This is a genomic window from Streptomyces sp. PA03-3a, assembly GCF_033792735.1.
In the GTDB taxonomy this organism is placed as follows: Bacteria; Actinomycetota; Actinomycetes; order Streptomycetales; family Streptomycetaceae; genus Actinacidiphila.
In genome coordinates this window covers 88742-103239 of sequence record NZ_JARAVM010000012.1, presented here as the reverse complement: position 1 = coordinate 103239, position 14498 = coordinate 88742, and the positions used below count along the sequence as shown (strand labels likewise).

Sequence of the window (14498 nt, the reverse complement as noted above, 5' to 3'; positions counted from 1 at the left end):
CACGGCGGACCGGCTCAAGTTACGCGCGTAGAACCAGACATGACAAGGGCGCCGGGGTGAATTCTGCGAGTCCGTCCGGGCGCGCGCCGTGCCACCGGGGCCACCGGTGAGCCCTCCGGTGCGCGGGCGCCACCGTTCGGGCGACCCCCCGATGGGTCACCCGGCGCGCCGGGACCGGCCGGGATTGCCACATTGATGACGTGCCGTCAGTAACCGTCGCCCACCTCACCCCCGCGGAGCCCGACGTGCGCCCATCCCCCGGACGGCCCGGCCGCCGTCACCGGCCCGCCCTCGCCACCGCCCTGCTGGCGGCCGCCGGCGTCCTGCTCACCCCGGCCCCGGGCACCGCCGCACCGGTGGCTCCCGTCGCCGGATGCGCCCCGGTCGCCTACGCCGGAACCGGCAAGCCCGGCCGCGGCGGCGACGGCGCGGCCGCCACCGCGGCCACACTGCACGACCCGGCCGGGCTCGCCACCGACACCACGGGCCGCCTCTACATCGCGGACTCCGCCAACCGCGCCGTCCGCCGCGTCACCCCGGGCGCGGCGGGCGCCGCGCCCGTCATCACGACCTTCGCGACCACCGACTTCGCCCCGTTCGGCCTCGCGGTCGGCCCGGACGGCACGGTCTACGTCTCCGGCGAGGGCAAGGCCGTGTCCGTGCGCCCCGACGGCCATGGCATCAAGACGCTGCTCACGGAAGCCGGCCGCCACGACGCCGTCGCCGTCGGCAAGGACCGCTCCGTGTACGTCTCGGGCGGCACGGGCGGCGGCCTGCGGCGGATCCCACCCGGCGGCAAGGCCCCGGTCCGCCACTTCCCGGGGGCGACCGTGGGCGCCCTCGCCGCCGACGGGGCCGGCAACGTCTACGCCGTCGTCGACGGCCGCGTCCGGCGCATCGACCACGACGGCCGGGCCACCCCCGTACCCGGCGCCGCCCGGCTCACCGCGGACGACGTCCACGGCCTCGCGGTCACGGAGGACGGTTCCCTCTTCTACCCGTCCCCGCGCGCCCGCACCTCCGGGACCGCGCCGCTGAACCGCCCCTGGGGCACCGCCCTCGCCCCCGGCGGACGGCTCTACGTCTCCGACCACGCCGCCCACCGGGTCTATGTCGTCGCCCGGCCCGTCCTCGTACCGGGGCGGCTGCGCGTCACGTCCGGCCCGCACGGCCACGCCACCGGCGACGTCCTCAAAGGCGTCGCCGGGAAGGGGACGACCGTCACCGCCCACAGCGAACCCGTGCGGGGCGTCCTCGTCCAGCAGGCCAACGGCCTCTTCTCCTACACCCCGCGCGAGAACTTCTCCGGCACCGACGCGTTCACCGCCACCATCACCGACGCCTGCCGGAACGCGACGACCCGCACCGTCCTGGTGCGGGTCGTCGCCAAACCCCTGCCGCGCGCCGGATGACGCGCGGCCCCGTCAGCCGCGCGCCTCGGCCACGGCCGCGCCGAGGGCCTCCTTGATGCGCGGGCCGAGCCGGGCGAAGCCCAGCTCCTTCATCGCGGCACGCAGCAGCTCGTCGTCCGAACGCGTCTCGCCGTCACCGTCGATCCACCGCACCAGCGCGGTCAGTTCCTTCGCCGAGTACGCCGTCACGGCCTTCCCCGGCGTGACCGCCGGCTTCCGCGGCCGCCGCGCGGCCGGCTTCGCCTTGGCGACGGGCTCGGGCTCGGGCTCGGGGGCGGCTTCCTCAGCCTCGACAACCGGCTCGGGCTCGGCAATCGGCTCCGCCTCGACGGGCGCCTCCTCCACCACCGGTGTCTCGGCCACCGGCACAGCCTCCGCCTCGACGACCGGCGCGGGCTCGGCCTCCACCACGGGAGCGGCCTCAACCACCGGCTCGGGCTCCACAACGGGCTCCGCCTCGACGGGCGCCTCCGCCGCAACCGGGGCCTCCGCCACCGGCACAGCCTCCGCCTCGGCAACCGGCTCGGGCTTGACGGCAGCAGCCTCCTCGGCGACCTCCGCCTCGACAACCGGCTCGGGCACAGCCTCCGCCGCGGGAGCGGCCTCAGCCACCGGCTCGGGCTCCACAACGGGCTCCGCCTCGACGGGCGCCTCCGCCGCGACCGGGGCCTCCGCCACCGGTACAGCCTCCGCCTCGACGACCGCCTCGGACTCGGCCTCCCCCACGGGAGCGGCCTCAACCCCCGGCTCAGGCTCAGGCTGCGCCTCGGCAACCGGCTCGGGCTCGGCCTCCGCCTCGACGACCGGCTCGGCCTCGACCGCAGCAGCCTCCTCGGCGGCCTCCGCCTCGACGACCGGCTCCGCCTCCGCGCGAGCCGCCCCCTCCGGCGCTTCCGACGCCGACGCGGCGCGCGGTTCGGGGACGACGGGGGTCTCCGTCTCGCCCAGCAGCGCGACGACCTCGGCGGTGTCCGCCCGCCGCTCCCTCAGTTCCTCGAGCACCTCGCCCAGCCCCTGATGCCGCAGGCGGTCACGGGTGGCCTTGAGGTTGGGCAGCCGGTACAGCGTGCCCTCGTCCGCGGCGAGGCGGTCGAGCAGCTCGGCGAGTTCCTCGAAGGGGAGGGTGTCCAGCGCGGCCTCGGGGCGCAGGAGGCGCCCCAGTTCGGTGAGCCCGGTACCGGCGGCCTCGGCGGCGCGGGAGGCCTCGTCGAGGAAGTCCGGGTCCGCGGGGAGCGCCGGGCGGCCGGCGCCGCCTAGGGCGGCCCAGTCGGTGCGTTCGGTGGCCGCGGAGGCGAGGGCGGTGTGCACGGCGTCGCGCCGCGGCCGTCCGGTGGCCAGCCCGCGCAGGCGTCCCCGCAGGGAACGGCGGCGCAGCCAGGCGACCTTCACACCGCGGTCCCGGCGCCAGGCGCCGCTCGCGGTGGCGGCGACGAACTCGTCCAGTTCGGCCTCGGCCACGTCGTACACGTCGGCGTTCAGCGTCCGCAGGGTGAGCCGTACGCGCAGCAGCAGCGACACGGTCCGGCCGCACTCGGCCACCGTACGGGGGATGTCGATGCCCAGGGCCTCGGCCGCCTCCAGGCGCTGGGCGGCGGCGCGCAGCGCGGGCAGGTCGCGGCCGCGCAGTTCCGCGAGGACGGTGGAGGCGGCGCGGGCCTCCTCGGGGCCGGCGACGGTGTCCACGGCGGCGTACCAGGCGTGGGTGTCGGTCGTCAGCGTGAAACCGCCGAGCTCCGCGTAGGCGCGCAGGTCGTCGCGCGTCTCCTCGGGGAGGGAGGCGATCTCGGCGGTGCTGTGCAAGGAGGGTGCGGTCATATGAGGTCCGGTTCCTGGCAAGTGCGGTGGGCGTCGGCGGCGTACGCGCGGCGGAGCGGCCCCGGGCCGGCGTGAGCGCGGTGGCCCCACGATACGGGCGCGGCACACCCCGGCGCACGCGCCCCGTCCGTAACGGCGGGCACGGCGGTACCGCCATGCACGGAGAGAGACGGGCCGGACGCCCCATGTGACCCCGGTGCCGTTCCGGGACTCCTGCGACCCCCGCGACCAAAGGGACAAATTGCATCAGGAGGCAACAGGAGGACTCCGTGGGATAATTCGAAGTGGGCACGAAAGGGATATTTTCGTGATCGACAAGACCGTGTGGGGCGGTTACGAGAGCGGCCGGCCTGACCGGAGCGGCCAGGCCGAGGCGTTCGACGCCATCGGTGACCGCTACGACGAGGCCTTCCCGCACAAGGAGGGGCAGTTCTCCGCCGGCCTGTGGCTCGTGGACACCCTGCCGCCCGGATCCCGTGTACTCGACCTCGGCTGTGGCACCGGACTGCCCACCGCCCGGCAGCTGAGCGACGCCGCGTTCGACGTCGTCGGGGTCGACCTGTCCGCGGGCATGCTCGAACTCGCCCGGACGTACGTCCCCGGCGCCGTCTTCCACCAGTTGGACATCGCCGACCTGCGGCCCGGCGGCCCGGTCCGGCTCGGCCGCTTCGACGCCGTCGCGGCCTTCTTCTCCCTGCTGATGCTGCCGCGTGCCGAGATCCCGCACGCGCTCCGCACGATCCACCATCTGCTCGTCCCGGGCGGGCTGTTCGCCCTGTCGATGGTGGAGGCCGACGTGGACGACTTCTCCATCCCGTTCCTCGGCTTCACCATCCGCGTCTCCGGCTACCTCCGGGAGGAGTTGCTCCACGTCATCGAGTCGGGCGGCTTCGAGATCGTCAAGGAGTTCTCGTACACCTACGCCCCGGCCTTCAGCGACGTACCGCCGGAGGAACAGGTCTTCCTCTGCTGCCGGCGGACCGGCTGAGGCGGGCGGGACCAGGGCGTGGCGCGGCACCGCACCCCCGGCGAGGACCCCGGCCCGGCCGGGGGCGGAGCGGAACGGCCCGAGCGGCACACCCACCGCGCCCCCTGGCCCAGGGACGCCGACGCGCCCCGCACGCCCGGGCAGCCGCAGACGGACCGGCTCCGCTACCTCGACGCGGCGACCCGGCGCATCGCCGCCGGCATGGACCTGGACGAGACCCTGCGCGAACTGGACGCGGCGGCCGTCCCCGCCTTCGCCGACGCGATCTTCGTCCATCTGCACGACCCGCTGCTGACCGGGGAGGGGGTCGAGGGCCCGGACGCCGCGGACGACGTCGTCCTGCACCTGCAGCCCACCCGGCGGCGCGCCCCGGAGCGGCCCTCGCCGGGGCTGCCGTCACCGGACGCGGAGGCCGCCGCGCCCGAGCCGCCGCAGATCGCGCTGCGGTGCGTCAACCGCCCCGCGCCGCAGGGGGTGTCGGAGTGCGTACGGCTGAGCACCACCGGCCGGCTCACCCGGTTGCTGAGGGAGGGCCGTCCGTGCTTCGGCGACGCGCCCGGCATCGCCCCCGCCGCCAGGGAACTGCTCGGTCCCGTGGTCGGCCCGCCCGGCACGCTGCCGCCGGGCCGCCGCCTGATCATCGCCCCGCTGCACGGCCGCAACCGCCTCATGGGCACCCTCGCCCTGCTGCGCCGCCCCGAGCGGGCCCCATTCACCGCCGACGACCTGCTGGTCGCCTCGCAACTGGCGACCCACACCGCGCTCGGCGCCCACAAGGCGCTGATGTACGGCCACGAGGCGTCCGTCGCCGACGCGCTGCAGCGCACCATGCTCCCGGCCTCCCTCCCCGAGCCCACCGGGGTCCGGCTGGCCAGCCGCTACCTCCCCGCCTCGGAGACCGCGCGGGTGGGCGGCGACTGGTACGACGCCATCCCGCTGCCCGGCAGCCGCGTCGCGCTCGTCGTCGGCGACGTGATGGGCCACTCGATGACCTCGGCCGCGATCATGGGTCAACTGCGCACCAGCGTGCAGGCGCTCGCCGGACTCGACCTGCCCCCGGACGAGGTCCTGCACCACCTCGACGACCAGGCCCAGCGGCTGGGCATCGAGCACATCGCCACCTGCCTGTACGCGGTCTACGACCCCATCTCGCACCGGCTGCTCATCGCCAACGCCGGCCACCCGCCACCGGTCCTCCTCCTCCCCGGCGGCAAGGGCGAGGTGCTGCCCGTGCCCGCGGGCGCGCCGATCGGCGTCGGGGGCGTCGACTTCGAGACCGTCGAGATGCCCGCGCCCACCGGGGCCACGCTGTTCCTCTACACCGACGGCCTGGTCGAGTCCCGCGGCCACGACATCTGGACCGGGGTTGAGAACCTGCTCGCCCGCGTCCAGACGCCCGGACGCGACCTCGTCCCACCGCCGCTGGAGGCCCTGTGCGACCAGGCGCTCGGCGACCTCGGCCCCGGCGGCTCCCGCGACGACGACATCGCGCTGCTCGCCGCCCGCTTCGACGGCTTCCCCACGCACAGCGTCGCCTACTGGTACCTCGCCCCCCAGCCCGAGACCGCCTGCCGCGCCCGCCGCCTCACCCGCCGCGCCCTGCACCGCTGGGGCCTCGACCCGATGCTGGAGACGACCGAACTCCTCGTCAGCGAGGTCGTCACCAACGCCGTCCGCCTCGCCTCCCGCCCCATCACGCTGCGTCTGCTGTGCACCGACGTGCTGCGCTGCGAGGTCGGCGACGACTCCTCCCTGGTCCCCCGGCTGCGCCGGGCCGGACCGGAGGACGAGACGGGCCGCGGCCTGTACGTCGTCGACCGCCTCGCCGCCCACTGGGGCGCGCGGCGCCTGGGCACGGGCAAGGTCGTCTGGTTCGAACTCCCCATCCCCGACGAGGTCCGCCGCCGCGGCGCGACCCCGGCGTAGGCCGCGTCTTAGGCCGCGTCGTCCCGGCGGCCGTCGGCGTGCCCGTCCGTCGACCACCTCACCGCGAGGGACGACTTGGCACCGCCGGCCACCCGCCGGGGCCCGGCACCCATCCGGTGGGGTCTCGGGCTTGTCACACCCCTGCCGCGGACCGCCTCCGCCATAAAAGGCAGGGCGAAACGTAATAATCCCGACATGCGCACACACATCGCCGCGACCGCACTGCTGCTCGCCGTCACCGGCCTCGCCCTCGCCGGCTGCGGCTCCTCCTCCGACACCACCGCCACGGCCCCCGAGTCCGCCGTGTCCTCCCAGTCCCCGGTGGCCAGGACCGACCAGGACAAGACCCTGCCCGACGCCGGGATGCCGTCCGCGCTCACGGACGCCGAGCGGGTCACGCTCATCGCGGCCCTGCAGGCCATCAACCCCGACTTCGCCAAGGACCCCGACAAGGCCATCGACGCCGCGCGCCAGCAGTGCAGCGCCATCAACAGCAACAGCGCCCAGGCCGACGCGGAGGCCGCCAAGCGCTTCACCTACCACGGCAACGAGCTCACCGAGGCCCAGGGCAAGGCCATCAACGACGCCCTCAAGCGCCTCAAGTTCTGCGGCGCCTGACCTCGCCGTCCGGGCTCCCGGAACGCTTCGGGCCCCCGTCCGGATGCACTCCGGCCGGGGGCCCTGCGGCGATGCGACGCGGTTGCTACCGCACGTCGACGTAGTCGCCGGTGGCGGAGACCGCCGGGGTCGTCGAGGTGCCCTCGAAGCGGAGGCGCCAGTAGCCGTCGTACGTGGCGGTGGTGGTCGCCTTCACGTTGCCGGACGAGTCCGAGTACACCGTCTTGACGGTCTTGTACGTGCTGGTGCCCGCCTTGCGGAACTGCAGCTCGACCGCCTGCTTGGTGTAGCCCTTGTAGGTGTTGGTCTCCCAGTTGGCGCGGGTCAGCTTGCCGGTCGCCGTGAGGGTCTTGCCCTTGCGGACGGGCTCCGGAGCCGCGTTGACCGTCAGCCGGGAGTAGCGCTGCACCCGGGTCGAGGCGAGGCCGCCCTGGTCGGCGTAACCGACCTGGGTCATGTCGAAGTCGGGGCTGAGCGGGTCCTGACCGTTGAAGGCCATGGCCAGGGCGCCGGCCTTCCACGCACCGGCGTCGGAGTTCAGCAGCTCGCCGTCGGCCGGGTAGATGTCGATGCTGCCCTTGCACGTGGCGGTGGTCGACGTCTTCACGGTGCAGGTGGCCGGGTCGTCACCGATCAGCTCGTTGACCGGAGCGTCGTACGAGCCCTTGTAGATGTACGGGCCGGTGAAGAAGTCGGCGGCGGTGATGTCCACCTCGGCGCCGTGGGTCAGCGTGTAGCTGACCGGGACGGCCACGTGCTTGGTGGTGCCGACCTTGATCGCCGCACCCAGCTTGACATTGGAGAAGGTGGCGTTCAGGGCGTAGGGCATGTCCTCCGCGTCGGCGGAGGCGCTGAACGCGGCCCTGTGGGAGGAAGCGCCGTGAGCGGCTTCCCGGATCTCGGCGACGCTCGCGCGGTAGGAGGCGGCGTCATCGGCCTGCGCCGACGGAACGGCGAAAGAGGCCAGGGCCAGGGCGCCGGACACGGCTGCCACGGTGGCTCGAATGTTCATGCATTCCCCTGAAGGAGAAAGCCCCCCGTAGACGATGCCGTCTTCGCGGGGCTCGGATTGATCGGAGTCAGGCGACTCGGGTGATCAGACGTGCGATCAGAGGGAATGGTTGTACGCGGGGTGAAATTTTCCGGCAGAAGCCGTGAAGGCCTGCGGCCGGACAGCCATCACATGCGGTGCACACCAGCCCACGGGGACCCGGTGAACCGGCGCTCCGGCCCTTCCCAGCGGGGCGTGGGCGTCCCCCTGGACGCGGACGCCGATCCGGACGCGGACATCACTCTCGGCTGGTCCGTCCCGGCTGGCGCCATCGTGTCGTGGACCGAGGGCGGCTCTCCGCCGGGAACGGCACGACATCGGCAGCATCAAGCTGTCCCGTCTGGATGCGGGGTCGACACGGCTCACGGTACCGCCCAGCACGACCCGCGCGTAGCCGCTCAACTTTGTCCGGCGTGAAGGGGTTGCCCACACCGCTCACCGCGCCTACCTGAATCACCTCGCGGCATGTGCGGCGTGCGAATCCCCCAGACCCGATGCGCTGCCGCCGACGCACTGTGGGGCAAGCGATGAGCGAGACCCCGGAGCGCGTCACGGGCACCTGCGCCCGCTGCCGGACGCGCACCGAGAACGGACGGCCCTACTCGTTGAAGTCCGGCTCCGGCCCGGGCGGCAGCTTCGTCCTCTGCGCCGGCACCAGGGCGTGCCGCCGGCGGGAAGGCGCTGCCGCCGGTCTCCGACGGCAAGCACACGGGAGGCTGACGGCCGAGGCCCCCGCCGCAGTTGCCGCGGTGGGGGCCTCGTAATTGGTGGGCCGCGTCGTCAAACCGCGCGCTCCACCTGGCAAGCCCGGCTCTGGCAGGCCGGGCACAGCTCGTGACACCCCTGGTCAGTGACTACGGTTCCCCAGCCGTGGCATACCTCGCATCCGCGGGCGAGCATCACGTTGGGGCGGGGCGGGGGTTGCGAAGCATCGAAGGCTCCGTAGGGCATTGTCGGCTCCTCAGAGGCGCAGCGATGCGACCAATATGGGGTATTTGTTCGGTTACTTCAGGTATACACCTCGCCGCCCGCTAATGGGCGCCTTCGCAGGCAAAGCCTGAAAGAGCCAGCGTGGGCCACTCATGCCGGAAGCGAGACGGGCCCCGACGCTTTGCAGCGGCAGAGGCCCGTCTTATGTGCGAGAACCGCGTCTGGGGGGTAGGCGGGGCCCTCAAGCGCTCTGACCGGCATCGCACCCGCCGAACCCGTGGCCGGACGGTCAGCCGCGCATACGGGTGACGGGCGACCCCGCCCGGCATGAGCCATGGGGATCCAGGGCGACGCCGCAATTCCAGGCTGCGCCCACTGACGGATACCTGCACGGGCAGAGCCGGCGCGACGGGCCCAGCTCGCCCAGAACGTATGCTCCCCGCCTCGCGCCGTCGAAGGGGCGGGGCATCGCGGGTCAGGTACTTGGGTTCACGATCGAGACATGGTCGGCGATCGGTCCGGTGGCCGGCGGGGTCGGTGGGCTCGTGGGCCTCGCAACGTTCGGGCTGGATCCCTCTCGACCTCCGTACCGACCTGACCACCGTGGTCGCTTCAGGAGGCCAGCGACTCGATCCGGAAGGCAAAGCTCATCTCGTCGATGAGGCCAGACCTGAGCTTCGGCGCGATGTAGGCCACGTCGTAGTCGGCCGGGTCCAGGGCGGGCGCATGCACGCGCAGGCCGTTGCCGTCCTCGGTGAGGATCAGCGTGCCGGTGGTGGTGCGGGCCAGGCGGCGCAGCTGGTCGTGGCCCAGGACGAGCGGCACGTCCAGGTCGCCGCGGGCGAGAGAGTCGGTGCCAGCGCCCGCCGTGACGATCTCGGTGTAGGGGCCGAACATGTCGTACATCTCGTAGGCCGTCTCGTACACCGACGCGTGGCCGAGAAACTCCAGCGTCCCGCCGTCGCTGGCCTCGCGGACCTCGACACCGGACAGCGGGGCGCGCACCGCGGCGCGGGATCCGGTCGGCTCGCCGCTGCGCCGCTGCGAGGGGCGGTCGGCGCGCTGGCGCACGTTCTGGGCTCGGGCCGCCGCGGCGGCGGCCATCGGGGTCGCGTTCATGACGCTGCTCCGGGGGCGGCTGGAGGTGTGGGCGGTGTTGCCGAGCTCGTACTGGCGCCAACCGTCGGCGGTGGGCTCGACCTCGATGCGGTCTCGCTCCAGGTTCCAGGTGTGGTCCATGGCGTCCTCCGGGCGTGACGCGGCCCGGCGTCGCTGTCTGCGTCCGCCGGGCCGGGGTCGGTGTGGTGTCAGGCGGTAGGCCGGAAGAGACAGACGAGGGCGACGCGTTCGCTGGTCATCGCCTTACCCTCTGCGGCCGCCATGTTGTACAGCGTCCAGCCCTCGGCCTCGATGGCTTCGATCTGCTCGGACATGCCTTCATCGGGGCGGTGGACTTGCTGCTGGTGTTGGCCTCGATGAACTTGTAGACCAGGACGCGCTGTCCGGCAGCGCGGGCCCTCTTGGCTTCGGTCCCTGCGACCTGGGCCTTGGCGTCGTTGATGAATCCCATGGGATCGCCCCCCCTGTGGCGTCGGGTGTTGGGCCACTGTGGCAGGGGGTGTCCGGGTACGCGACGGTTATGACAGTGCTGTGACATGCCGAAGGCCCCGACCGGAAGGGGTGGTCGGGGCCGGGGTGTGTGGGATCAGCCCTGCTCTTCGTCGATCTCATTGAGGAGGCGTACCAGGGTGGCGGTGTTGACGCCTTCGCACTCGTCGGGGCGGTCGGGTTCCTGGGCGTTGTCGCTGACCTGGGTGGCGTCTTGCTTGGCCAGGGCGGCCTTGCAGGCGGCTAGATCGGGCTCGGAGCTGCTGCAGCCCGTGAGGGCCAGGGTGGCCGTGGTGATGGCTGCGAGGGCGAGGGCAGCGGTTCGGGTGCGCATGGTTCCCCCCATGGGCTTGCGTGGTTGAGGGGGGACATCATGCACAGGGATTGGTGCTGCGTGTCTGCTGCTGTAGCGGACCTGTGACATGCCGAAGCCCCCGGGACGCAGGGCCTCGCCGGGGGCTTTCGGGCATGGTGATCTGCCGCGAGTGTTACACCCGTGAAGGATGTCCGTCCGTCCGCTGTGATGGTGTGGACGCCGGCCCAGCTGGGCGCGTTCCTCGACGCGGCCGAGAGCGACCGGCTATACGCCTTCTTCCATCTGATCGCGCACCACGGGCTCCGCCGCGGTGAAGGCGTCGGCCAGGACTGGGAACACGTCAGCCTGGACCAGCTCACGGTGACCGTGGCAAAGTCCATCACCGTCGACGGCTGGACGCCCTACGAGGCCGCCCCGAAGACCGAGGAGTCCGCGGGGACCGTCCGGATCGACCGCGGCACGGCGGACGTTCTGCGGGCTCACAGGGCGCGCCAGGAGGCCGAGCGGGACGAGCTGCTGCAGGCGGGCCTGCCGGTGTACGACACGGGCAAGGTTTTCACCCAGCCCGACGGGTCCTGGCTTCATCCCGAGACGGTGTCGGAGACGTTCCGGCGGATCGTCCGGGAGGCCGGGTTGCCCCCGATCAACCTTCGTGATCTACGTAACGGCGCAGCCGCGCTCATCAAGGCGGCAGGCGGAGACCTCCATGACGCGAAGGAAAAGCTGCGGCACTCCACGATTGTGCTGACGAGTGATACCTATATGGCCCTGTTTGAGGAAGCCACCGAGGAGTTGACCGAGCGCGCGGCCGCGGTGGTCCCCCGGGCCCGGAAGTCGGAGATCGCCAGCACCCCCGTTCACGCATCGCTCACGCAAGAGCCCGGAGAAGAGGCTGCGGCCCCACCGGTCGGAACCGGTGGGGCCGCATTCACGCAGGACAGCGGTGGCGAGACCAACCGCCTGCGGGTAGGCCGTGTGGGACTCGAACCCACAACCAATGGATTAAAAGTCCACTGCTCTGCCAATTGAGCTAACGGCCCGCACCCCGCAGCATAGCCGGACGGCGGCCGTGGCTCCGAGCGCATTCGGCCCGTGCGGCGCGGCCGCCGCCGGCGAGGGGCGGGAACGGTCAGCCGGGGGTGTCGGCCGGGGCGGGTGCGGGGACCTCGACGGAGGCGGGACCCCGGTCGCGGAGGAACCAGTGGCGGGCCGAGACGAACCACCACGTCGCGGCGAAGCCGAGGACCACCAGGACCGCGATCGGCGCGTAGTTGAAGGTGTCGACCGTGACCGGGCTGACCTGGGGCAGCATGAAGAGCACGGTGATGAAGACGACCCAGGACACGGCGATGACGCCGATCGGGCGGGACCAGCGGCCGAGATGCCAGGGGCCGCGCTCGAAGTCGTCGCCCTTGCCGAGGCGCAGGAAGGTCGGGATGACGTACGCGATGTAGAGGCCGATGACGGCGATGGAGGTCACGGCGGCGTACGCGGTCAGGTTGATCAGGTACGGCAGGCCGAGGACGAGCGCCCCGAGCGCGGCCAGCCAGACGGCGTTGGTGGGGGTCTTCGTGCGCGGGTTGATGCGGTGCCAGACCGCGGAGAAGGGCAGCGCCCCGTCGCGCGAGAAGGCGTAGATCATGCGGCTGTTGGCGGTGACGGAGGCCATTCCGCAGAAGAGCTGGGCACCGATGACGACCAGCAGCAGGAGCTTGCCGCCGACGTTGCCGAGGCCGTCGATGAGGATCTGCGCCGGGGGGACGCCGGTCGGCGTGCCGAGGACCTCGTCGTACGACCGGATCGCGTACGTGAAGCCGAGCAGCAGCACGAAGCCGGCGATCCAGGAGATCCAGATGGAGCGGACGATGCCGCGCGGCCCGGCGGTGGCGGCGTCGTGGGTCTCCTCGGTCATGTGGGCCGAGGCGTCGTAGCCGGTGAAGGTGTACTGCGCCATCAGCAGGCCGAGCAGGACCACGTAGAAGCTGCTGCCCCAGCCGGTGTTGTTGACGAAGTGGGTGAAGACGAAGGACGTCGACTGGTGCCGGTCCGGGACGAAGGCGAGCGCGCCGACGATCAGGCCGACGCCGAGCACGTGCCACCAGACGCTGAGGTCGTTGAGGAGAGCGACGATGCGGACGCCGAAGGTGTTGAGCAGTCCGTGCAGCACCAGGATCGCGGCGAACAGGAGGATCGTGTGGCCCGGGGTGCTGCTGAACCCGAACTGCAGGTCCAGGTAGGCGTTGAGGAAGCTCGCGGCGCCGAAGTCGATGCCCGCGGTGACGGCGACCTGGCCGAGCACGTTGAACCAGCCCGCGAACCACGCCCAGGCGGCGGCGCTGCGCGGCGGGGCGAGCCGGTGGGCCCAGTAGTACAGACCGGCGGATGTGGGGTACGAGGAGCAGATCTCGGCCATCGCCAGACCGACGACGAGCGTCATCAGGCCCACGACCAGCCAGCCCCAGGTGATCACGGCGGGGCCGCCGGTGTTCATGCCGAACGCGTAGAGGGTCAGGCAGCCGGAGAGGACCGAGATGATGGTGAAGGAGACCGCGAAGTTGGAGAACGCGGACATCCGGCGGGCCAGCACCTGGGTGTAGCCGAGTTGGCGGAGGCGTTCCTCGTCGGTGACCGCGCCCGGGGGCCTGGCGGCCTCGTCCGGTCCTTTAGGAATTGTCATGCCCCCAGCGATTCCCCCGGCGGGGGCATGACATGCGCCATGTCCTGTCCGGAAGTGGACGGAAACTCCCGTGACCGGGGTCACAGGGAACCCGGTGGCCCGAACGGACACTCCGGTGGTGTGGAGACGACACTGAACGAACGACTGCGCTCGGGGGACCGCGCGGCGTTCGGCGGGCTGTTCGACGCCCACGCACGGGTGGTCCACGCGCACGCCCTGCGGGTGACCGGTGACTGGGCCACGGCGCAGGACGTGGTCTCGCTGACGTTCCTGGAGGCCTGGCGGCTGCGCGGGAAGCTGGGCACGGAGGTGGTGAACACGCGGGCGTGGCTGCTGGGCATCGCCACCAATGTGCTGCGCAACACCGCCCGGACGGCCCGCCGCCACCGGGCCGCGATGTCGCGCCTGCCGCCGCGGCAGCCCGTGCCCGACTTCGCCGACGAGGTCGTCGGCCGGATCACCGACACCCAGCGGCCGGCGGCGGCGTCCCGGGCTCTGGCCGGACGCCGCCGCGCCGACCGCGAGGTGTTCACCCTGTGCGTGTGGGCCGGCCTGGACTACGCGGCCGCCGCCGAGGCGCTCGGCATCCCGGTGGGCACCGTCCGCTCCCGGCTGTCACGGGCCCGCGGCCGCCTGCGCGCGCTCGCCGAGGCCGAACTGGCGCACGGCGTCGACGTTCCCGGGGCCCGGGCGGCAGCCGAGCCCGAACCGATGCCGATGCCGATGCCGATGCCCAAGGAGAGGAACCGATGAGCGCCGCCGACCCGCTCCGGCCGGAGCAGCGCGAACGGGCCGAGGCCGGGGAAGGCGCCCTGCTGCTGCCCGCCCCCGCCGCCCCCGGCCTCGATCCGGACACCCACGGCCTGCTCAAGCGGCACTTCCTGGACGAGATCGCGGGCGGGACGCCCACCGCATCCGACGGCCGTTCCCCGCCGTCGGCTGACGCCGGTGCTGGCACCGGCCGCGGGCGTCTGCCTCCTGCTGCTGGTCGTCGCCGTCGGCCTGCGGGCGCTGCACACCACCGACGGCACCCGCGCCGAGCCCCCCGCGTCCCCCGCCGCCGTACGGCTGCTGGGCCGCGTCGCACTCGGCGCCGACACGGCGTCCGCCCGCGCCGTCCGCGCCGTCGGCGACGACCAGTACGCGTACATCAAGGT

General features: G+C 72.8%; 11 protein-coding genes, 1 tRNA gene and 1 pseudogene. 6 read left to right on the top strand and 7 right to left on the bottom strand.

All coding sequences use genetic code 11. From position 1 onward, the window contains the following. The first annotated feature begins 200 nt into the window (after positions 1-200). Positions 201-1412, top strand: a complete 1212-nt coding sequence (locus tag PV342_RS16850) for an Ig-like domain-containing protein (RefSeq protein ID WP_500317686.1) — start codon at positions 201-203, stop codon at positions 1410-1412. 12 nt (positions 1413-1424) lie between these two features. Here the strand turns inward: PV342_RS16850 and PV342_RS16845 are convergent, their stop codons facing one another. Beyond that, positions 1425-3227, bottom strand: a complete 1803-nt coding sequence (locus tag PV342_RS16845; RefSeq protein WP_500317684.1) for a hypothetical protein — start codon at positions 3225-3227, stop codon at positions 1425-1427. 307 nt (positions 3228-3534) lie between these two features. Here PV342_RS16845 and PV342_RS16840 point away from each other — a divergent pair, with 307 nt between their 5' ends. The 3 genes from PV342_RS16840 (at position 3535) to PV342_RS16830 (ending at position 6759) form a co-directional block, all read left to right on the top strand. Further along, positions 3535-4215, top strand: a complete 681-nt coding sequence (locus PV342_RS16840; protein WP_386987820.1) for a class I SAM-dependent DNA methyltransferase — start codon at positions 3535-3537, stop codon at positions 4213-4215. A gap of 18 nt (positions 4216-4233) precedes the next feature. Then, positions 4234-6141 carry a SpoIIE family protein phosphatase gene (locus tag PV342_RS16835; protein ID WP_500317682.1) on the top strand — a complete coding sequence of 636 codons (1908 nt, stop codon included), beginning with the start codon at positions 4234-4236 and terminating at the stop codon, positions 6139-6141. A gap of 195 nt (positions 6142-6336) precedes the next feature. Further along, positions 6337-6759, top strand: a complete 423-nt coding sequence (locus tag PV342_RS16830) for a hypothetical protein (RefSeq protein ID WP_386987816.1) — start codon at positions 6337-6339, stop codon at positions 6757-6759. Between the two features lie 85 nt (positions 6760-6844). Here the strand turns inward: PV342_RS16830 and PV342_RS16825 are convergent, their stop codons facing one another. From PV342_RS16825 to PV342_RS16810, 4 genes are all read right to left on the bottom strand, one after another. Beyond that, positions 6845-7771 carry a hypothetical protein gene (locus PV342_RS16825; RefSeq protein ID WP_400805308.1) on the bottom strand — a complete coding sequence of 309 codons (927 nt, stop codon included), beginning with the start codon at positions 7769-7771 and terminating at the stop codon, positions 6845-6847. Between the two features lie 1581 nt (positions 7772-9352). After that, complete coding sequence (locus PV342_RS16820; protein ID WP_400805307.1) at positions 9353-9979, bottom strand: HK97 family phage prohead protease; 627 nt, start codon at positions 9977-9979, stop codon at positions 9353-9355. 68 nt (positions 9980-10047) lie between these two features. Next, on the bottom strand, positions 10048-10173 hold the full coding sequence (locus tag PV342_RS16815) for a hypothetical protein (RefSeq protein ID WP_400805305.1): 126 nt from the start codon (positions 10171-10173) through the stop codon (positions 10048-10050). A 272-nt stretch (positions 10174-10445) separates the two neighbouring features. Further along, on the bottom strand, positions 10446-10682 hold the full coding sequence (locus PV342_RS16810) for a hypothetical protein (protein WP_400805303.1): 237 nt from the start codon (positions 10680-10682) through the stop codon (positions 10446-10448). Positions 10683-10871: 189 nt separating this feature from the next. Here PV342_RS16810 and PV342_RS16805 point away from each other — a divergent pair. Next, positions 10872-11378 (top strand): annotated as a pseudogene (locus PV342_RS16805) (site-specific integrase); the annotation flags it as partial. A gap of 253 nt (positions 11379-11631) precedes the next feature. Here the strand turns inward: PV342_RS16805 and PV342_RS16800 are convergent. Both PV342_RS16800 and PV342_RS16795 read right to left on the bottom strand, forming a co-directional pair. Then, a tRNA-Lys gene (locus tag PV342_RS16800) sits at positions 11632-11704 on the bottom strand. An 89-nt stretch (positions 11705-11793) separates the two neighbouring features. Then, the gene (locus tag PV342_RS16795; protein ID WP_500317679.1) at positions 11794-13341 is read right to left on the bottom strand and encodes an amino acid permease; all 1548 of its coding nucleotides are present in this window, start codon (positions 13339-13341) and stop codon (positions 11794-11796) included. Positions 13342-13461: 120 nt separating this feature from the next. Between PV342_RS16795 and PV342_RS16790 the strand changes: the two genes are divergently transcribed. Beyond that, positions 13462-14094: an RNA polymerase sigma factor gene (locus PV342_RS16790; protein WP_400805299.1), complete on the top strand. Its 633-nt coding sequence runs from the start codon at positions 13462-13464 to the stop codon at positions 14092-14094. Positions 14095-14498 lie beyond the last annotated feature (404 nt).